The organism is Algiphilus aromaticivorans DG1253, assembly GCF_000733765.1.
In the GTDB taxonomy this organism is placed as follows: domain Bacteria; phylum Pseudomonadota; class Gammaproteobacteria; order Nevskiales; family Nevskiaceae; genus Algiphilus; species Algiphilus aromaticivorans.
Map to the genome: position 1 here is coordinate 1,433,542 of NZ_JPOG01000001.1, position 19,319 is coordinate 1,452,860.

21 protein-coding genes are annotated in these 19,319 nt (G+C 62.6%); 10 read left to right on the forward strand and 11 right to left on the reverse strand.

What is annotated here, in order from left to right:
- The first annotated feature begins 67 nt into the window (after nt 1-67).
- From U743_RS19045 to U743_RS06600, 3 genes are all read left to right on the forward strand, one after another.
- Nucleotides 68-523: a hypothetical protein gene (locus tag U743_RS19045; RefSeq protein ID WP_156966354.1), complete on the forward strand. Its 456-nt coding sequence runs from the start codon at nt 68-70 to the stop codon at nt 521-523.
- On the forward strand, nt 520-1,314 hold the full coding sequence (locus tag U743_RS06595; protein ID WP_043766591.1) for a hypothetical protein: 795 nt from the start codon (nt 520-522) through the stop codon (nt 1,312-1,314). The genes U743_RS19045 and U743_RS06595 overlap by 4 nt, the downstream gene beginning before the upstream one ends.
- Nucleotides 1,315-1,585: 271 nt before the next feature.
- Nucleotides 1,586-1,789 carry a hypothetical protein gene (locus U743_RS06600; RefSeq protein WP_043766593.1) on the forward strand — a complete coding sequence of 68 codons (204 nt, stop codon included), beginning with the start codon at nt 1,586-1,588 and terminating at the stop codon, nt 1,787-1,789.
- 18 nt (nt 1,790-1,807) lie between these two features.
- On the opposite strand, the gene U743_RS06605 is transcribed toward U743_RS06600, so the two are convergent.
- Nucleotides 1,808-2,839 carry an IS30 family transposase gene (locus U743_RS06605; RefSeq protein ID WP_043766595.1) on the reverse strand — a complete coding sequence of 344 codons (1,032 nt, stop codon included), beginning with the start codon at nt 2,837-2,839 and terminating at the stop codon, nt 1,808-1,810.
- 180 nt (nt 2,840-3,019) lie between these two features.
- A complete protein-coding gene (locus U743_RS06610; RefSeq protein ID WP_043770774.1) occupies nt 3,020-3,988 on the reverse strand; it encodes an IS5 family transposase in 969 nt (322 codons plus the stop codon).
- A 140-nt stretch (nt 3,989-4,128) separates the two neighbouring features.
- On the opposite strand from U743_RS06610, the gene U743_RS06615 reads away from it, so the two are divergent.
- Nucleotides 4,129-4,425, forward strand: a complete 297-nt coding sequence (locus U743_RS06615) for a hypothetical protein (protein WP_156966355.1) — start codon at nt 4,129-4,131, stop codon at nt 4,423-4,425.
- Nucleotides 4,426-5,193: 768 nt separating this feature from the next.
- Nucleotides 5,194-7,011, forward strand: coding sequence for an acyl-CoA dehydrogenase C-terminal domain-containing protein (locus U743_RS06620; protein WP_043766600.1), 1,818 nt, complete (start codon nt 5,194-5,196; stop codon nt 7,009-7,011).
- A gap of 210 nt (nt 7,012-7,221) precedes the next feature.
- Here the strand turns inward: U743_RS06620 and U743_RS06625 are convergent, their stop codons facing one another.
- A complete protein-coding gene (locus tag U743_RS06625; protein ID WP_043771450.1) occupies nt 7,222-8,619 on the reverse strand; it encodes a WS/DGAT/MGAT family O-acyltransferase in 1,398 nt (465 codons plus the stop codon).
- A 232-nt stretch (nt 8,620-8,851) separates the two neighbouring features.
- Nucleotides 8,852-9,724, reverse strand: coding sequence for an alpha/beta fold hydrolase (locus tag U743_RS06630; RefSeq protein WP_043766603.1), 873 nt, complete (start codon nt 9,722-9,724; stop codon nt 8,852-8,854).
- 80 nt (nt 9,725-9,804) lie between these two features.
- Here U743_RS06630 and U743_RS06635 point away from each other — a divergent pair, with 80 nt between their 5' ends.
- The 4 genes from U743_RS06635 (at nt 9,805) to U743_RS06650 (ending at nt 12,948) form a co-directional block, all read left to right on the forward strand.
- Nucleotides 9,805-10,740, forward strand: a complete 936-nt coding sequence (locus U743_RS06635; protein ID WP_052367610.1) for a CobW family GTP-binding protein — start codon at nt 9,805-9,807, stop codon at nt 10,738-10,740.
- A gap of 300 nt (nt 10,741-11,040) precedes the next feature.
- Nucleotides 11,041-11,319, forward strand: a complete 279-nt coding sequence (locus tag U743_RS06640) for a low temperature requirement protein A (RefSeq protein ID WP_043766604.1) — start codon at nt 11,041-11,043, stop codon at nt 11,317-11,319.
- Nucleotides 11,277-11,651 carry a low temperature requirement protein A gene (locus U743_RS06645; RefSeq protein ID WP_156966356.1) on the forward strand — a complete coding sequence of 125 codons (375 nt, stop codon included), beginning with the start codon at nt 11,277-11,279 and terminating at the stop codon, nt 11,649-11,651. Before U743_RS06640 ends, U743_RS06645 begins: the two co-directional genes overlap by 43 nt.
- 82 nt (nt 11,652-11,733) lie before the next feature.
- A complete protein-coding gene (locus U743_RS06650) occupies nt 11,734-12,948 on the forward strand; it encodes a low temperature requirement protein A (RefSeq protein WP_043766609.1) in 1,215 nt (404 codons plus the stop codon).
- 12 nt (nt 12,949-12,960) lie between these two features.
- Here the strand turns inward: U743_RS06650 and U743_RS17990 are convergent, their stop codons facing one another.
- From U743_RS17990 to U743_RS06675, 5 genes are all read right to left on the reverse strand, one after another.
- On the reverse strand, nt 12,961-13,470 hold the full coding sequence (locus U743_RS17990) for a hypothetical protein (RefSeq protein ID WP_052367611.1): 510 nt from the start codon (nt 13,468-13,470) through the stop codon (nt 12,961-12,963).
- 5 nt (nt 13,471-13,475) lie between these two features.
- The gene (locus tag U743_RS17995; protein WP_052367613.1) at nt 13,476-13,976 is read right to left on the reverse strand and encodes a hypothetical protein; all 501 of its coding nucleotides are present in this window, start codon (nt 13,974-13,976) and stop codon (nt 13,476-13,478) included.
- Nucleotides 13,973-14,884, reverse strand: a complete 912-nt coding sequence (locus tag U743_RS06665; RefSeq protein ID WP_052367616.1) for a metal-dependent hydrolase — start codon at nt 14,882-14,884, stop codon at nt 13,973-13,975. Before U743_RS06665 ends, U743_RS17995 begins: the two co-directional genes overlap by 4 nt.
- Nucleotides 14,877-15,659 carry a TetR/AcrR family transcriptional regulator gene (locus U743_RS06670; RefSeq protein WP_084191405.1) on the reverse strand — a complete coding sequence of 261 codons (783 nt, stop codon included), beginning with the start codon at nt 15,657-15,659 and terminating at the stop codon, nt 14,877-14,879. The genes U743_RS06665 and U743_RS06670 overlap by 8 nt, the downstream gene beginning before the upstream one ends.
- Before the next feature lie 276 nt (nt 15,660-15,935).
- Complete coding sequence (locus U743_RS06675) at nt 15,936-16,625, reverse strand: SH3 domain-containing protein (RefSeq protein WP_043766615.1); 690 nt, start codon at nt 16,623-16,625, stop codon at nt 15,936-15,938.
- Nucleotides 16,626-16,898: 273 nt separating this feature from the next.
- Here U743_RS06675 and U743_RS06680 point away from each other — a divergent pair, with 273 nt between their 5' ends.
- The gene (locus U743_RS06680) at nt 16,899-17,741 is read left to right on the forward strand and encodes a CHAD domain-containing protein (RefSeq protein ID WP_043766618.1); all 843 of its coding nucleotides are present in this window, start codon (nt 16,899-16,901) and stop codon (nt 17,739-17,741) included.
- 33 nt (nt 17,742-17,774) lie between these two features.
- Here U743_RS06680 and U743_RS19280 read toward each other — a convergent pair whose 3' ends face one another.
- Together U743_RS19280 and U743_RS06690 are read right to left on the reverse strand one after the other, a co-directional pair.
- Entirely contained in the window at nt 17,775-18,107 is a 333-nt protein-coding gene (locus U743_RS19280; protein WP_198021957.1) for a hypothetical protein, read from the reverse strand.
- Nucleotides 18,108-18,194: 87 nt separating this feature from the next.
- Nucleotides 18,195-19,238: a hypothetical protein gene (locus U743_RS06690; RefSeq protein ID WP_043766623.1), complete on the reverse strand. Its 1,044-nt coding sequence runs from the start codon at nt 19,236-19,238 to the stop codon at nt 18,195-18,197.
- Nucleotides 19,239-19,319: the final 81 nt, after the last annotated feature.

Here is a 19,319-nt window from a genome sequence, read left to right on the forward strand (position 1 = left end):
TCGTAGCCCGTCCATTTTTTGCTCGCAGTACCACTACTTTTCAACGTCAAAAATCATAGGGGGAGGTATGTTTAATAACTTTGAAACCACTAAGCAGCAGCTTTCTGAACTCGCGGAGGTGGTAAACAAGTTCAAGTCTGAAGCGGTTCAACTGAAGCTTCTGGAGCTATTATTCGATGCGAGCCCCAATAACGATGACGACCAGGGAGCCGCTCAATCTGCGCCCAAGCCCAAGAAAAGAGCCAGAAAGAAGCCTGCGTCCACTAAGAGCGCTGCGAAGCCAGATAAGGGCGCTAAGAGGTCATCCTCATACGGTCCAGCCACAATCCTGACAAAACTCTATAATGAGGGGTTCTTTTCAAAACCTAAGACAATCACTGAAATTTGTGAACACTCAGGAACGAAGCTAGCGAGAAATATTAAACCAAATGAAATATCCGGGAAGCTTGGCCGGATGGTGCGTAGCGGGGAGTTGTCGAGAGAAAAGAACTCCGACAACCAGTATGAATACACGAAACCATGAGTGATCTACTTATTTCCGCCCTGAGCGGTATAGATCAAAACGTCCGCAAGAAGATTGTAGGTTCTTACATCGATCTAAAGCGTAACTTGGCGGAATCGCGGCTCGATGCAGCGGGGCTCAACGCCGGGAAACTTTGCGAGGCGGTCATCCGACACCTGCAAATTACGGCTTTCGGTTCAAACACGCCATTTGGTAGGAAAATCCCGAATTTCGCAGACGAGTGCCGTAAGATAATATGCGCGCCAAGTGGCGCAAACATTACTGAATCCGAAAAGGCAATATTGCCCCGTGCCTTGGTTTTTCTCTACACTATGCGTAACAAACGAGGTATCGGTCATATTGGCGGTGATGTAGATCCAAATGCAATTGATGGGGCGCTGATTGGGCGAGTGTCAGATTGGATCGTTTGCGAACTTATTCGCGTTAATCACAACCTTTCGCTTGAAGAAGCTCAGGACCTAGTTGACGGATTGGCAATCAGACAGTTGCCCGATGTCTGGGAGGTGGCCGGGAAGAAAAGGGTGCTTCGCGATGGCATGTCAGCCAAGGACCAGCTGCTGTTGCTTCTCTATTCTTGTCAGGATCAAACCGTGTTGGTCGAAGACTTGGTGAGCTGGGTGGAATATTCGAATCCGGCTGTTCTGCGTTCTCGAATTATCGGTAATCTTCATAAGGGTCGTTTTGTCGAGTGGGACCGCGACTCCGAATTCATAGTGCTATCGCCCAAGGGGGCGAAGTACGTGGAAGAAAATTTGTTGGGTGCTGAACAAGTCGCTTCACGGGGCGTTTGATCCGCCAAGGGCGGTAGAGCAGTAAAAGGCTCAGAGCCCGATTTCCCTCGAGTTACCCCTATGCGGCAATGGCGAATAAGTGTTCTGCAGGTTATTGATAATAGGTCTCTGGTTATAGCGCCGTTTACAGTAATGACCAATGTTGTTTACCGTGCATCGTTGACGATAATATGCTATTAATTGACGAAGGCCAGCGTGATTGAATTGTGTCGCATGGCGCGGAGTCGCTAATAAGGTTCGTAAAGACAGCCAACGTGAAAGGAGAAATCTGATGGGCGTAAAATTTGGGGAAATTGACTCTAGCCAAATACTTGATAATGAGTTCCGCATATTAGTTCTCGAGCGGGTTGTTGATCACTTACTCACATCTAACCCTACTGGCGCATTAGGGTTGGACATTCAAAATATAAGAAAAGATGTGCTGGAGGTTATGAAGAAGAAATACCCCAACTCGGGAATTGAGTTGAAGGGGTGAAGTCATGTCAGGCTGGTCTCAAGAATCAAGTGCAACGTTATCGTGAAAGTTAGCCATTTCCTGGGCCATGACTTCCTCCGGCGTTTGCCAGTCCAGGGTTTTGCGTGGTCGCCCGTTGAGCAGGCGCGCGACGTCGTTGAGCTGGGTCTGGCTGACCGTCGACAGGTCCGTGCCCTTAGGCAGGAATTGGCGCAGCAACCCGTTGGTGTTCTCGTTGCTGCCGCGCTGCCACGGGGCATACGGGTCGGCGAACCAGATATCGAGCTTCAAGCGCTGGGCGAGCTCCTCATGACGCGCCATCTCGCTGCCCCGGTCGTAAGTGAAGCTCTCGCGCATGAAGGCAGGCACCTTCTTCATCTGGCGCGTGAAGCTTTCGAGCGCCGCGTCGGCGCTGCAGTCCGCCATCTTGCAGAGAATGACGAAGCGCGTTTTGCGCTCAACGACGGTGCCCACGGCCGAGCGGTTGTAGGCGCCCTTTATAAAGTCGCCTTCCCAGTGACCCGGCAGCTTGCGCTGCGTCACATCTTCGGGACGATGAATGATCCTCAGATCCTCGGGCACCACCATGCCACCCTTGCCGGCGGCGGTACGCCGTTTCTGGCCGCGCTGCGGCTTGTGCTGGCGCAGGGCTTCCACCATGGCTTTCTTCAGCGCTCCCTTGGGGTGCGCGTAGATCGCCGCGTAGATGGTCTCGTGGCTGATCTTCCAATCCGGATCGTCGGGAAACATGCGTTCCAGTCTGCAGGCGATCTGCTCTGGCGACCAGGCAAAGTAGATCAGGCGGTCGTGCACGTATTGCCAGAGCATCGAGCCGGACTGAAGCTTGCAACGCCGTCCGCACCGTTGTCGTCGCTGCCGGTAGGCCGCACTCGCTGCCGTAGCGTTGTAGACCTTGCCAGCCATCGCATTACGCCGACGTTCCCGCGAGATCGTCGACGGCGAGCGCCCAAGTCGTCGGCTGATGTCCCTGGTCGTCACGCCTTCATCAGCCAACAACATGATCGCCGCGCGTTCCTCCGCCGAGAGATGGCGGTAGCTTCTTGTCGTCATCGCAACACCGTATCTGCATCAGAATGGGGTGTTGCACTTGGTTCTTGAGTCTAAGGAATGTCTGATCAAAGTCGGATGAGTGACCGCGAAGACATTGCAGGCTGCACACCGGGTGAAATGAAGGCTGTTTCGGGGGCTTCAGCCTCTGCAGAAGCCCGATTTCGTTGTCATTGGACGCACCTATCCTGCCGCCAGCAGCTGTCTTCGGGCCGCCACGAGGTTGGCCATGGCAAACAGGCTGTGCAGGTGCGCGGTGTTCTTGGTCAGGCCGCGATAGCGGACCTTGGTGTAGCCGAACTGGCATTTGACAATCCGAAACGGATGCTCGACCCGGGCTCTCAGAGACGCCAGACGTCGGTTGGCGGCGCGCTGCCATTCCAGCAGCGCCTTGCCGGCACTGCGCACGTAAGGCGTGACGATGCGCGGTCCACTATCGGGCGCCGGGGCATCCAGGCTGCGGCCCGTGCGTCGATAGCCGGCATCGCCCAGCACGATGCGTTCTTCGCCGTGCAGCAGGGCTTCGGTCTGGGTGATGTCGGCGACTTTGGCCGTTGTGCCGATAACGGTGTGCACGAGGCCACTGTGGGCATCGGCGCCGATATGCGCCTTGCAGCCGAAGTACCACTGGTTGCCCTTGCGCGTCTGACTCATGTCGGGATCCCGCGTACCGCTCTGGTTCTTCGTCGAGCTGGGCGCGTGGATCAGCGTGGCGTCCACCAGCGTGCCTTCGCGCAGCATCAGGCCCCGCTCGCGCAGGTGGGCATTGACCTCGGCAAAGATCTGCTCGGCCAGCCCGTGCCGCTCCAACAGCCGCCGGAACTGCAGGATCGTGCTCTCGTCAGGCACCGCCTCATCCGTCAGCGTGATGCCGGCAAAGCGGCGCATGGCATCGGAGTCGTAAAGCGCCTCTTCGGCGCCTGGATCCGACAGCCCGTAGAACTGCTGCAGGCAGTAGATGCGCAGCTTGGTGGCCAGCGACAGCGGCCGGCGCCCCGGCTTGCCCGCCTTGGGCTTCGGGTAGTGCGGCGCAATCAACGCCTCCAGGCGCGACCACGGAATAACCGCATCCATCTCCGCCAGAAACTTCTCGCGGCGCGTCACCTTCTTCTTGTGCGCCTGCTCAAGATCCGCGAACGTCCGCTGCTTCATCGACTGGCTCACCATCGTCTCCGTGCCCCGGCATCATCCCAGATCGGGGCGATTGATCAGAGTTTCCCTAAGCAGGACCGCTTAGCTCAGCCAGAGATTTCATTACAACAAGCGTAGTTCCAAAGACACAGGTATATCACTTGGTCACGGAGGAAACATTAAGCGCCATTAAAGAAAAAAGTTTGGTGGCAGACTTCTTTATGCTCTTGGCGAGCCTGCTATTCGGCGCATTCTTTTCAGCTTTAATATCGCTTCGGGCGTCGACAGGTCTGCCTCAACAGACGATTGCCGCTCTTGAAATTTACAAGTGGGTATTCTTAGGTTTTGGCGTGATTTTCCTTGTTCTCACGCTCATCGCCATCGGAAAGGGGAATGGGATTATAAAGAAAATACAACGATCAGAGGCGATGTTCAGTGAAAGTTCGAGCGAGGGTTAGTAGGTTGTTTTCATCGTGCCTCTGAAAATATCAGTGATCCTGGTACTGAATGACCGCTTCTGGCACATAGCGAAGCCAATACGGTGGTTTGTGCGCTACTATAGAAAGAGGTGCGCTGCGTAAACTTGGGTAATGGGCTTAGGGAGGGTCGAGAGAATAAATGCTGAGGTCACATACTCGTTCCGCGTGTTGCGCGATTTTAGGCTTCTCACTTACTGTAGTTGAACTAGTGTCGAGAGGTGAATGTGGCCAACGTTATTGGTTTTATGTTTGAGCAAGTGGTGTCGAGTCTAGGTGCTTCCGCGATACCGCTTGCGATATACTACGCGTTCGTTAGGCGGAAGAGGTCAATATGGCGGAGCGCTTGGGTGAGGTATGGGGGCGCGGCGTCAATAATTTTCATAGGTAGTATATATTCCTATTCAAGTCACTCAAGCCCCCATTCTGTGGCATACGTTTTATTGTTCGCTGGCTCATGCATACTCACGTCAATAATATATGTGTTATCCACAGCATATTATAAAGTATTACGCAAAGACAGATACAAAATAGCTGGTCCCCCAGTGAATAAAAGCTGATCGTAGCGGTAGTGAGTAATAAGAGGGGGCAAATTACGATTTGATGAGATGACGGCTTCTGGCACGTATCCGCCGCCTAGCGTGCAGGCCGAGCGTCTAACGGCGCTCCATCACGGGGCTGTGCTGGCTGGGTGTTGACCGCGCGGTAAGGCATAATCGCGCCCCTCCCAAGGTCAAGCGAGAACCCACCATGCCTGCCTACAAAGCTCCCTTGAGCGACATGCGCTTTCTGCTGGACGAGGTCTTCGACTTCCCGGCGCACTACGCCGAGCTGTCCAACGGGGGGGACGCCGATCCGGAGACCGTCTCGGCGATTCTCGACGAGTGCGCGCGCTACTGCGAGGAGGTGCTGTCGCCCTTGTACGCCAGCGGTGACGCGGAAGGCTGCACCTACGACAACGGCGAGGTGCGCACGCCGAAGGGGTACAAGGAGGCGTACCAGCAGTTCATTGATGCGGGCTGGCAGGGGCTTTCCTATTCGGAGGAGTACGGCGGCCAGGGCCTGCCGATGAGCCTGGGGCTGCTGAAGTCCGAGATGATGGCGACGGCGAACTGGCCCTTCCTGATGTATCCGGGGCTGTCGATGGGCGCGATGAACACCATCATGCAGTACGGCAACGAGGAGCAGGTCGGCCTCTACATGCCGCCGATGACGGAAGGCCGCTGGACCGGGACGATGTGCCTCACCGAGCCGCAGTGCGGCACGGACCTCGGCCAGATCAAGACGCGCGCGGAGGACAACGGCGACGGCACCTACGCGCTGCACGGCAGCAAGATCTTCATTTCCTCTGGTGAGCACGATCTCGCCGAGAACATCATCCACGTCGTGCTTGCCCGCCTGCCGGATGCGCCGCAGGGAACGCGCGGCATTTCGCTGTTCATCGTGCCCAAGGTGATTCCGAATGCGGACGGCAGCCTGGGCGAGCGCAACGGCGTCACCTGTCCCAGCATCGAGCACAAGATGGGCATCAACGCCTCCGCGACCTGCGTGCTCAACTTCGACGGCGCGAAGGCCTGGCTCATCGGCGAGCCGCACAAGGGGCTGGAGGCGATGTTCACCTTCATGAACACGGCGCGCATCGGTACCGCGATTCAGGGCATCGCCCACGCCGAGCTTTCCTTCCAGGGTGCGCTGGCCTACGCCAAGGAGCGCCGTTCCATGCGCGCCCTGTCCGGCAAGAAGGAGCCGGAGAAGGTGGCGGACAGCCTGATGTACCACGCCGATGTGCGGCGCATGCTGTTCAGCCAGAAGGCTGTGGCCGAAGGCGGACGCGCGATGATCTACTTCGCCGCGCAGTACGCCGACCACATGGTCAACGGCGTCACCGAGAAGGATGACGAGAAATACAAGAAGTACGACGACAAGCTCGGCTTCTTCACGCCCATCCTGAAGGGCTTCCTCACCGAGCTGGGTCTGGAGGCAGCCAATCACGGCATGCAGGTGCTGGGTGGTCACGGCTATATCCGCGAGCACGGCATGGAGCAGATCGCGCGCGATGCGCGCATCGCCACGCTGTACGAAGGCACCACCGGCATCCAGGCGCTGGATCTGCTCGGGCGCAAGGTGCTGCTGATGACGCGCGGCGGCTGCGTGCGCGAGTTCACCGGGCAGATCGCGCGCTTCGCGGCGGAGAATCTGCGCAAGAAGGGCATGCGCCGCTTCGCGGCCACGCTCGGCCGCTATGCCACGCAGTGGAACGTGCTCACGGTGCGGTTGATGCTGATGGCCCGGAAGGACCGCGACGTGGTCTCCGCCGCCAGCCACCACTTCCTGATGTACAGCGGCTTCGTGATGATGGGCTACTTCTGGGCCCTGCAGGCCGCGGTGGCGCAGCAGAAGCTGGCCGATGGCAGTGGTGCGCAGTCGGAGGACTTCTACCGCGCAAAGATTGCCACCGCCGAGTTCTACTTCGACCACATGCTGCCGCGGGCGAAGAGCCACGCCGCCTCCATGACCAAGCCGAGCGCGTCGCTGCTGTCGCTCGACAGCGAGCATTTCAGCTTCTGATCGCGCGGCGGGCGCCCCGGTGAGATCGGTCTTGCTGGGGCGCGCCGCTATGCACGGTACAAGGCGGCAAGCGCCTGCCATGTCGCTGAAGCCCCGCTGGTGCGGGGCTCTGCGCGTGCTTCCAGGCCGTGTCGCTTGTTCGGCTCGCCGTGCGGCGAACAGCGGCTCACCGCTGGAAGCTGCTACAGCCGGTTCGTCGCCGGCGCGCTTCTAACTGCCTGTGTCGTAGACCGCTTTCTCCAGCTCTTCCAGCGCTTCGCCGGTGTAGACGGCGATGCGCTGCATGCTCGGCACGGTGTCGCGGCAGGCGATGAAGCCGAAGCTCAGGGTATCCGAGTAGCCGTGGCAGGTGATGTTCAGCCCCTGGCCGTGCGTGACCAGTGAGACCGGGTAGTTCGCCACCATCTTCGCGCCGCGGAAGTACAGCGTTTCCTGCGGCCCCGGAACATTCGAGATGGTGATGTTGAAGACCGGGCGCGTGCGTCCGCCGAGGCCGCTGAGGAGCTGCGCGATGTAGGGCCCCATCAGCATCATCGTGTAGCTGGTGATGGAGCTGCGTGGCAGGCCTTGGAGGTGCTCTTTCGCGCGCTTGGTGGAGCCGCAGATGCTGTTCAGGCGCTTGATCGGGTCGGCGACATCGGTGCCGAGCGTTGCGATCATGAAGCTGATGGCATTGCCCTGCTCGTCGTCGTCGGCCGGTCGGACGGACACTGGGATTCCAGCTGTCAGTGAGCGTCGCGGCAGCTGATTGTCCTCCTTCAGGAAGCGGCGGAGCGCACCGCCGCAGATGGCGAGCACGATGTCGTTGAGCGTGCAGTCCGCCGCATTGGCGAGCTTCTTGAGCCGGGTGATCGAGTAGAGCTGGGTGGCAAATCGCCGCGAGCCGTGGATGCGCTTGTTGAGAATCGACACCGGCGCCTTGAAGGGGGCGCCGAGGGGGTCGTCGCGGTCCGTGGCGGCGCGCACCAGCGTGCTCGCGGCGCGCGTCAGCTCGGGTACCGAACGGAACTGACGCTTCAGATCCGCGACCAGCCCGGTGACAGCGTCGTTGGTGGTCGGCAGCAGTTTGCTGGGATCGCGCCGCGACGGAGAGATTGCCCAGAACGGCGGGCGGTTGACGTCCTCCGGATCCTTAGCCATGGCCTTGCCGAGAATGCGCATGGCGCTGACGCCGTCGATCAGCGAGTGGTGCATCTTGATGTAGATGGCGAAGCGGTTGTTCTCCAGCCCCTCGATGACGTGGCATTCCCACGGTGGCCGGGAGAAATCCAGCGGATGGCTGTGCAGGCGGGCGATCAGCACGCCCAGCTCGCGCTCGCCGCCGGGCCAGGGCAGGGCGGACAGACGGAAGTGGAAATCGATGTCGATATCCTGGTCGTCGTCCCAGAAATGCGTCAGGCGCTTGAGTCGCGTCGAGCGCAAGCGCCGGTTCCACGGCGGATAGAAGCATTGCTCGGCGCGGAAGTCCGACATCATCTTCTGGAAGAAGTCCGGTGGGGCGCCTTCCGGCAGTTCGAAAATCATCAGACCGCCGACGTGCATCGGGGTGTCTTGCGACTCCACGTAGAGCCACGATGCGTCGAGTGGGCTGAGCTGCTTACTGGTCATGCCGGTCTCCTCCACCGCTATTTTGTAGACCAGCATACTCGCGGAGCCGGCGAGGGCACGGCGAGCACTGGGTGCGGGAGCCAAGAAGCGGAGTGCTCAAGTCACTGTCTGCAACAACGCCCGGCATGCGCCAGCGCGATTTGCTTCGCTTGCATCAAACCTGATCGTCCGGAGCGGCCTCGCAACCGGGTGTGAGGGCACCCAGGCGCGCGGCATCATGAGGGCTGCGGTTTCAACTCAGCCGACGCAACAGGGCCTCGGCGAAGGCTTCCGGTTGCTCCTCCTGCACGAAGTGGCCGGCATCCAGGTCGATGCGTTCGATCTGCCCAAAGCAATCGTGGAGGCCCTCGTAGTAGGCAGGGGTGATGACCTTGTCGTGCTGCCCGTAAATCAGCGTTGCGGGCATTTCGAAGCGGTGCTCGGTCAGTCTCGCCCAGCGGCTGGCGTCGTCGGCCAGGGCACGGTAGAGGTTGGCGGCGCTGCCAGGGGTGCCGGCGATGGCGTGGCAGCGGACGTATTCGTCGACGGCGTCTGCCGGTAGCAGCTCACCGCGGCGATCGCGCAGAAAGACGTTCAGCCACTCGCGCTCGCGGCCCGGCACCAGGGCTTCGGGCAGCGGCGTCATCAGGAAGTACTGGTACCACTGGTGGCGGCTCATGCCGCCGGCCGCCAGCCGCTGGTTGGTGGCGACGTTGTTGATGACGAAGATGTTGGCCAGCGCCAGGTGTGAGACAGCCTCCGGTCGCGCCAGCGCCATCTCCTGCGCGACGATGCCGCCCCAGTCGTGGCCGATCAGTTCACATTGCTCTACGCCCAGTTCGTCGAGGATCGACCAGATGTCTTGGGCCAGCGCGTCCTTGGTATAGGCGGCGCGCTCGGGCGTGCGCTCGCTGTCGCCCAGGCCGCGCAGGTCCGGCGCGATGAGGCGCCAGTCCTCGGGCAGGTATGGCGCCAGCGGCTGCCAGCAGTAGGAGGATTCCGGCCAGCCGTGCAGCAGCACGACGGGCCGGCCCGTCTCCGGGCCGCGGCTGCGCCAGGCGAAGTGCCCGCGCGGCGTGCTGAGTGGTTGGCTCGAAGACAGCTTGGGGTTGCGGTGTGGGTGCATGCGGGCGGCAGGCCAGGGCGTGGCGCGAGCATAGCGTTGCGCTCGCCGCTAAGGTATTCCAAAGCACAGGAAACGAGGGCATGAACGAAGCGCTGAAGGATATCCCCGTCACTTTGGTGACCGGGCTGCTGGGGGCCGGCAAGACCACCCTCATTGATCATCTGCTGGAGCAGCGGCCCGCCGGGCAACGCTGGGCGGTGCTGGTGAATGAGTTCAGCAAGACCGGCGTCGACGGCGCGCGGTTGGCGCGGGAGGGCGTCTATGTACGCGAGCTGGCCGGCGGCTGCATGGGCTGCACGGCCGCCGTGGCGCTGGGCGTGGAGCTCAACCGGCTGCTGCGCGAGGCACGGCCGCATCGCCTGCTGGTCGAGCCCACCGGGCTGGGGCACCCAATGGAGCTGCTGGAGCAGTTCCGGGGCGAGAACTATCGCGAAGTGCTGGCGCCGCGGGCCACGATCTGCCTCGTGGATGCCCGGCGCCTGGCCGAGCCGAAGTTCCGCGATTCGCCGCTGTGGCATCAGCAATGGCAGAGCGCCGACGTGCTGCTCGGCAGCAAGGCGGACCTGTGGTCACCGGACGATCAGGCGGCCTTCGACGCGTTGTGCGCGTCGCGCCCCTTTCTGGCGTGCGGCACGGCGCCGGCTTCCGGCGGCCGCTTCGATCCGGCGTGGCTCGACGCACCGGCGGGCAGAGAGCGAGAGAGCGATAGCGATCACGCTCATCATCACCATCATGATCACGACGGGCAGCTGCAGGTCCACGACCTGGTCTTTGCGGCCGACGCCATCTTCGATGCCGAGGCCTTGCCGGGCGTGCTCCGGGAACTGGGATGCGAGCGCATCAAGGGCAGCCTACAGACGGCCGAAGGCGCGATGCGGATCGATGCCACAGGCAATGAGGTCAACATCGCGCCTGAGCAGGGCGCTGTCGCCAATCGCCTGCAGGTGATCACTCATGCCCAGGCCGAAAAGCAAGACCTGGAAGCGCGCATTCTGGCTGTGGCCGGTCGGACATAATCCGCCGCGCGATCGGCTCGTGCCGTGTTCCGGGCACCGCTCACCGTGAACCCTGAAAGCGCGGGCTTTCCATCCGGCTGACCCAAGCCTGCTGCGTGCAGGCCGTAAACGGCCTCGCCACAATAAGGGTCTTCCGACTTGCTGGTGCGCCCGGTGAATACACTGCGATTTCTGCCCCGCGATCCGTCCGAGGCACACCGCGGCGTCACGCCGCTGGAGCTGTTGTTCGACCTTGCGGCAGTGGTTGCGATCGGTGCGGCCGCTTAGGGACTGGCCGTTTTCATTGTCGACGGGCGCCCGGTGGCCGGCCTTGCCGCCTTCGTTCCCAGCTTTTTCATGGTGTGGTGGGCGTGGATGAATTTCACCTGGTTCGCCTCCGCCTACGACGACGGGTCCAGCGCGTTTCGCGCCCTGAGCATGACGGTCATGTTCGGTGCGTTGATGATGGCCGCCGGGGTGGGGGCGGTATTCGCCGGCGAAGCGATCTGGATGGCGCTGCTGGGCTTCATCGTGATGCGCCTTGGCATGGTGGGGCTGTGGCTGGGCGCCTGGCCAGCGGCGCACTGCGCCATTCCCTGATGTGGGGCTACGGACATGTGGTGGTCTTTGCCACCGGGGCGGCGGTAGGTGCCGGCATGCAGGCCGTTCTGCAACTACAAGGCGGCGGAATGGCTGGCGGGCAATGGTCCGTGGCCGCGCCCGCGGCACTGTACTGCGCCACACTGTGGCTGATTCGCGACCGCTATGTCCTTGTGGGGCCGAGACGCTGGAGTCTGCTGGTGGCCGCCTTGCTGGTGGCGACATTGGGGGCGGCTCCGGAACTCGGCCTGACATGGACGGCGCTCGTGCTGGCCGGCGCCGCGCTGGTACGGCGCATGCCGCTGCAGGCGGGTGTGGATAACCCCGCATAATGCGCGGCGGCTGACCATGCGGTCGGCCCGGGACATGGAGGCGGGGGGCCGCAACGTGAGCAAGGACGACAAGGGGTAGCACATGGCGATGGACGACTTTCCGATCTGGCAGCGGCCACGCCATTACATGGATGTACCGGACGCCCACGACCACGTTCACTGGGTGGAGCTGTTCTTCGATCTGATCCACGTGGTGACGATCTTCGTGCTCGGCAACTACCTGTCCCATCACCTGGACTGGCCCGGCTTTCTCGTTTTCACCGGCCTGTACCTGGCGATCTTCTACGCCTGGGCGGACAACGCGGTCTACAACTCACTGTACATCTCCACGGATATGGCGCACCGCGCCACGATGGCGGTGCAGATCGTGACCATGATCGTCATCGCTGCATCGATCCCGGACGTGACCGGCAAGGGATGGGTGTACTTCGCACTGGGCTACGCCCTCAACCGCGCGCTGACGGCCCATATGTACTGGCGGGCGCGCGCCCGTGGCGGGGAGACCTGTGGCATGGCACGCGAGCAGGGGCGCAATTTCTTCGTGCTCGCCGCGGTCTTCGCGCTCTCCGCCTTCTTGCCGAAGCCGCTGGCCTTTTGGGTATTCGGGGCGGGCGTGGCGCTCATCCAGTTGCAATACATGCTGCCGCGTGTGGGCACGCTGCGCTATGAACGATTTGTTCCCCGCCTCGGCCATATTTCGGAACGCTTTGGCCTGCTCATGCTGATCATGCTGGGCGAGGGCTTCTTCAAGCTGGTGATCACGCTTGCCGACAAGGGCGTCTACAAGGTCGGTGCCGGCACGCTCTTCAATGTGGTGATGGGCGGGCTGTCGCTGTTCGCGCTGGCCTGGATCTACTTCGACAGCGCCGGCAACGCCAGGCCGAAGAGCCGGGACAACGGCGTGATGATCGCGTACTGGCTGGCGCATATCGCGATCCTGTGGAGCGCGGTGATGGTGGGCGTGGCACTGGGCGGTGAGGTCTACGTCGGCCTGTGGGAACCGTACCCAACCGGGTACGGCGCGGTGGGCACGGTCGGTCTGGCCGTATTTCTGGCTTCGCTATGGGTCCTGCAGCGCTTGGTGGCCGAGCGCGACACGAGCTGCCACTACCACAGCAGTGGCGTGCTGCTCTTCGGTATTGCGCTGGCGCTGCTGGTACTGGTCATCCACCCATTTGTGCCGTCCATCGTCGGCAACGGATTGTGGGGGCTGGCGCTGTTCTCGCAGCTCGCCGTGCCGCTGTACCGCGGCCTGCGGGACATGCGCGGGGCTGATGCATCGGAAGCCGGGTCCTGAGCGCGCCGCCGGTCACCGGCGCAACGCGCGTGTGGCCGCAACGCCCATCAGGCTCACGGCGATGATCGTGAAGGGAATCGTGCTCCCACCGATGATGTAACCGATGGCGCCGAGCACGTCGGGCTCCCCGAGCCTGGTGGCGCCTGCGGAGAGTCCGCGGTTGCTGGACAGGTTGGCGCAGTGGAAGAAGATCGTGTTGCCCCAGCCGGTATAGACCATCCCCCAGACGATCCAGGCTTGTGCGCGGGGTGTGGGCACCGTGCTGGTCAGGGCGAGGCCGATAAGAATCATCAGCATGCCGTTCATGACACCGGCGACATGGGCCACGCGCCAGCCGCGCTCGCTGCCGGGAATGTCGCCGTCAAAGGGAATGGTCACGGGCCAGACGTGAATGGCATCGAGGATGGCGAACACCATGCCGAAGCCGGACAGCAGTCCGATCACGGCAATGATCGCGCCCTGCTGGATGAGCCGCAGGCGGCCGCGTTGTGCGGCCAGGCCCTGTTCGCTTGTGGCGGCCATGGGTGCTACTCGGACGAGGCCTCGTCGTCGTGCTTGCCCAGCAGCGCCTTGTAGGCGATGGCCGCCATCAGAACCATGACGGCCACCACGCCGATGTAGAACAGACCGAAGGCGATGTTGTTGGTCAGGGAGTCACTGACGGCGAGGCCACGGCTGTCCGGGAACAGCGGGTCCAGCGCGGAGGCGATGACGATGGTCCAGGCGATGACCAGCATGGTGTACACCGTGCGCCGCACGCCGACGGTAGTGAACGGTAGGTGCTGCAGTACCGCCGCGCCGATCCACAGGATGGCACCGTTGACGATGGCCTCCATGTGCGCCATGCGCCAAGCGTCGTAGGTACCAGGGAGCTGGTAGTCGATCCTGCCGGGAATCGGCCAGAGGCGGATATCGCCGATCAGGAAGAACAGGAAGCCGAAGCCAATGACGCCACCAACAAAGATCATCAGAGCGCCATGACCGATCAGCAGCCTGCGTAAGGGCTTGAGTGTATCGACCGTCTTCATGCGCTTGCTCCGGTGGTGTGTGCGGTGTGCTCAAAGGGCACCGGCATCGTGGCGCTGCTCGTGTCGAGCAGCGGGATATAGCCTTCGGGTGCGTGCTGGTATTGCTCGATCCAGTCTTGCGCCCATTGCGGTTCCTGCTCTCGGCGCGGGGTGTGGCCGGGCAGGGCGGCGCGCAGCAGGTAGGGCGCAACGGTCCCGACGAAGCTGCCCAGCCGTCGTGCCAGCCGCAGCCGCGAACGCAACTGCCACCACCGGCCGTCCTTCTTCAGGATGATCCTGTAGCCGCGCATGGAATTGAACATGACATCCAGCGCGCCATGGAATACGCCGACCGCGCGTGCGAAGTACCCACCGAGGGTGCCGCCGAATGCGGCCTGGTAGACATCGAAGGCGACGCACTTGTGCTCGGCTTCCTCGACGAAATGCCAGAGGATGAATGAGGCGACGCGCGTATCGCTGCCGCCGAACAGTTCCACACGGTTGTTGATCAGCCAGCGAGTCACGCCCATGGTCATCGCCTCGAAGCCGGCGGTGTAGGCCATGCGCTTGCGCAGCGATTTCGTGCCGAGCCTGGCGTAGGCGGCTTCCATGCGGTCTTCCAGACCGGCGAGCTCGGGGTAGCCCTTGGCCTTGACCAGCTCGTTGAAGCGGCGATGCGCGCGGTAATGGAACTGCTCCTGCGTATTGAAGGCCTTGGCTTCTTCGCGCACGCGCGGGTCGTCAATATGCTGAACCGTCTCGCGCACGGTCTTGACGAGAAAGGGTTCCAGGTAGGGCATGGTCAGCGAGGCACCGTTGACCATGGCGCAGAACTCGGGGTCGTCGGCCTTCCAGTTCGGATCGAGGTCGTCGGGGAAGGCGAAGTCGATGCGCCGCGGAATGGGCAGGGGCTCGGTGTGCTCAGCCATGGTGGGTCGCCTCTCTGTCGTTCCGGGGGCTTTGCCCGGCAGCGTTGTCGTAATGCTCCATGCCCATGCGCAGGGTGTGGATCAAGGTCGGGGTCAGCGCATTCACGCTGCGGCCCATCTCGAACTGACCGGCAACCTGCAGCGACACCAGCCCGTGCGCGGCCGTCCAGAACAGATGGCTGGCCGTCAGCGGATCCATCGTGGTGGGCATTTCGCCGCGCGCCTGAGCGGCGGCGATGGTGCGCGTGCAGACGTCCAGAGCATCGTGCTTGGCGCCGCGAAGCTCGAGGGAGCGTTGCGTGCCATTGGGGTCATCCACATTGAAGAACATCAGGGCGTAACGTTCAGGGCGTTCGATGCCCGCACGGATGTAGGCGGCGGCCAAGGTCTCGAGCTGCCTTTCGGGACTTTCGATACCTTCGATGGCGCCAAGCATGACCTCTTCAATCCAGCGGTAGGCGCGTGCACGCAGTGCGTTGACCAGCTCTTCCTTGCTGGCGAAATAGCGATAGGGCGCGGAGTAGCTGAGCGACAGCTCGGCGGCGAGCTTGCGCAAGCTCAGCGCTTCCAGCCCGCCTTCCTTCTCGAACACCGTCATCGCGGCGTCGAGGATTTCATCGCGCTTGCGCCGACGGACGCTCTCGGTGTCTTTCTTGCGTGCCATGAATTTAGTTGACACTATTAACTTGACGATGTCAACTGAATGGCGCGGAGCCTTTAGTGCGGGCTTAGGGGGATTTGATGCGCCGGTAACGGATGCCTTAACCCTGCCCATCGTCGAGCACTTCAAAGCGCAGAACCCCTGCAAGGAACTGGACACCAGCCAGGGCCGCGAGAGCGTGTATGCGCAGCTGCGCGAGCAGCTCGGTGCACGGACGCCGCCTTGCTGGAGCACCCGCTGACCGAGCAGGCGGAGATCCTTCTGGGGCTGCGGCCTTATTCGCAGGAGAGCTGAGGGACCGATGCGGAATCGGGCCCGGCGCCAAGAGTAGTTGGGGCTGACCGCGTCTTCCTTGCGTGGCTCGGCACCGGTCGAGCGTTCCGGGCGCGCCTAGTCGCCGGATGGCGGCTGGGTAGCGTCGCGCAGGAAGGATCGATGCACCCAGCCTTCCGAATCGAAGTGCTGGACGCGCATCCATTCGCCCTTGGCTGGTGCGAGCACCGGCACCACGCGGCCACGGTCCAGGATGGTGATCGACTTGTGCTGTGAGCCGGGCCCCTTGCGCAAATGCACGCGGTCCGTCGTTTCCACGTACTCGACGGATGCTTCGTCACCAGCGGGCTCCGCCATCTCGGTGGGTGTCGGGGCCATTTCGTCATCGCTTGATGCAAGCGGTGCGCTCTGCGCCATCTGGCGTGGTGTGGGCGTGGAAGTATGTGCGTCGCGCGGTTGCAGGCCAGTGCCGGTGTCACCCGAGCGCCCCGGTGGGGCGATGCGCTTCTTCGTATCGGTGTCCGCGGAAGATGGCGCGTCGGCGCCAGGTGCGTTCGCAACCATGTCGTCATCAGTAGACGGCGAGGGGAGCAGAACACCCACGAGCAACGCCGCGAGTACCGCCACAAGCACGCTCGAGCTCGCATAGGGCCAGGGCTCCTGCGACCAGCGGATGAAGTGCCAGGAGCGCTTCTCGCAGGCCTTGCAACGGTAGGGGCGCAGCGGGCAGATGTAGGCAAGCGCCTTCTGCAGCGATGTGCGTTGCGAGCGCGACAGCTCGCGCGATCTACAGTGCGGGCAATTCATGCGTATCGGTCAGCTCGTCGAGTAGGTGCGCATGGCGCGAGGGTGGTTCACCCTGGGCCAGAATCTTAGGGGCCCTGGCGGCACAAGTGAAAGGGGCCAAGTTCCAAGGGTCCGGGCTCGGGGGCCGGCGCCCAGGGCCGGGGCAGGGGGTGAACCAATCGCCCACGCGCGCATCAAGCGGCGGTGAAAAGAACGCAACTGACGTCGCCCACTGGGGATGCGATGATGCCGGAGCGCGGCCTGGAGCGAAGCTGCCGCCAGGGGACAGTCGCTATGCCGAAACGAGGAAGCAAGCGGGTAATTGATCGTGCGGGCGCGCTGCACGCAACATGCGCGCCGGACCTTGTCGAGCAGACGCGGCTCGCGCCCGTCGATGTGCATCGCTTGCGGGTTTCGGTCAAGGAGCTGCGCGCGCTCTGGCAGGTGTTGAAGCCTTTTCTTCCTGGCGGGCAGGCCGACGCAGCGAGTCGCGATATCGCTCGCGCGGCGAAGCTGCTGGCGGGGGCTCGGGATCAGTTTGTTCGGGTCAAGACTCTGGACAAGCTGATGCGCAAGGCCGGGGAGGCAGACCGGCAGAGCCTGGGTCACGCGCGTAAGCAGTTGGTCGCGCTGCAGCCGGAGTCAGCGGAAGAGGCGCTGGTGACGGCGGAAATCGTGTCGCTGTTCGCGCAGGACCGGGAACGCTGGCGGCGGCTGGACGTGGCCTGCGGCCGGCGCGAGCTGATCGATTACGGCTACGGGCGGCTCTATCGCAGGGGACGCAAGCGCTTCCAGCGAGCCGTCGAGAGCGGCGAGGACGAGGATTGGCATCGCCTGCGGCGCTGGACGAAATATCTCGCCTTGGCACTGCCGCTGGTCGCCGACAAGGGCGGCACTCAGAAGGCAGCGAAGCGATTCGCCAGGCTGGCCGAGAAGCTGGGCGATCTGCATGATCTGGATGAGCTGAGATACAGCCTGCAGGCCTTGCCCGAGCCGGAGGCGGCTTCGAACCGTCCGGCCATAGCGATAGTGACGGAGCGGGCGGATGCGCTGCGGGGCGAGTGCCACAAGCGGTCGAAACGCTTGTTCCGTGCGCGCCCCAAGGATGCGGCCAAGCGTGAGTTCGCCGGCGTCTGACGCTCTGAATGCCGCAGGGCGGCGGAAGAGCTGTCAGGAATACGGATTGATCGCCTTGCCTTCCCGGTGGCGAAGCGACCCCTGCCATCGGAAGCGCAGGCTTGCGGCAAGCATGGCGATTCCGATTCCGTGTATGACCAGATCGGCCGCCACTGGATAGGCGGCGATCGCGTACAGGCCGAAGAGCGGATGGTCGAGCGTCGTCGCGAGTAGCATTGAGACACTGACGCGCATCTGCTGGCGAGCCATCTTCGCGGACAGCGCCGTCGGCGAAGCACAGGGATAGGATTGGCCTGGGCATAACGCCGGCCTCGCGGCGGCAGCGCTTCCTGTCCACGCCGCCGCCGCGATGTTCCCGTCCAGCATCGCTTAGGCGGTGACAGCACCCGAGAGACTCGGGTGCTCGAATGGCGCAGCGCGCCCCGCCTCCATAGTTCTTGCTGTTCGGCCGTACTACTCCGCGATCATCGAGCGCAGCGAGGGGCGGTCCACGCCATCCGGCGCCATGCCGCCGGCGTAGTCGGCCAGGGCGTTGCCAGGTGTGGCGGTGATGCCCTGATACAGGAAGTCCGAGTACACCCGCGATGCGAAGCCGGCTTCGTCATTGCGGAAGATGCCGCGAAGAAGGTCGAAGACCGGTGCGAGTAGCGCGTTCAGCGTGTTGGAGAGTGCGTCCTGCACGCTGGTCAGTAGCTGCACGAGCGCGCCTTCGCCACCTTCAGGAAGCTTGACGAGCTGCAGCACACCGAGCAGATCCGTCAGCGTGGTAGCCACGGCGTCGCTGGTTGCCTGGCCGTCGAGCTGGCCGGTGGAGCGCAACACGTCGCCGAGATTGCCGAGGAGATGCGCAGGTGCCTTGGTGAGCGCCGAAAGCGTTATCACGCCGTCCAGGACCGCAAGATCCTGTGGCAGGACGTTGGCCAGATCCGACAGCGCATCGGCGACGCCAGCCAGGCGGCCAGTCACCCGCTCCAGCCCTGCAGAGGGGTCGAGCGAACCGTCGAGCACGGCGAGCAGCCCCACCAGTTCGGCGACCAGGGACTCGACTTCCTTCGGCGCGAGCGTCGCGATCGGGCTGAGCGCGTAGGCCTCGTAGAGCGCCTTGGCGCCACACTGCAGAGCTTCAGCGGCGCCTTCCAGACGCAACTGACCTGCTTCCGGGTCGCCTTCGGCTTCGAGAGCCTCGGCCGAGCGCACCAGGGAATCCACCACGTCCAGCAGCGTTGCCACAGCCCCCACGACGGATTCGGCTGAAGCGCCAAGGCCCGGAATATCACCCAGGGCGCCGCCGAGGTTGTCGACCAGCGCGGTTTGCAAGGGGTCCAGCGCACCCTCTACGGGGCCACTCAGATCACATTTCACAGCCGCGAACATTTCGGTGGCGGGCAGCTGAGGGTCCGTGCTGATGCCCGACCCCGAGGATCCGTCCGAGCCGCAGCCGGCCAGTATCGGAACCAGAGCGCTCATCCCCACCAATGCGATCTTCTTGATCTTCAAAGTCTCTCTCCTTATGCGTGTTAGGGGTAGAGCGCACGGTAGGGGTTTCACCGCTTCGGCACGATCGCCCGACAGCTCAAT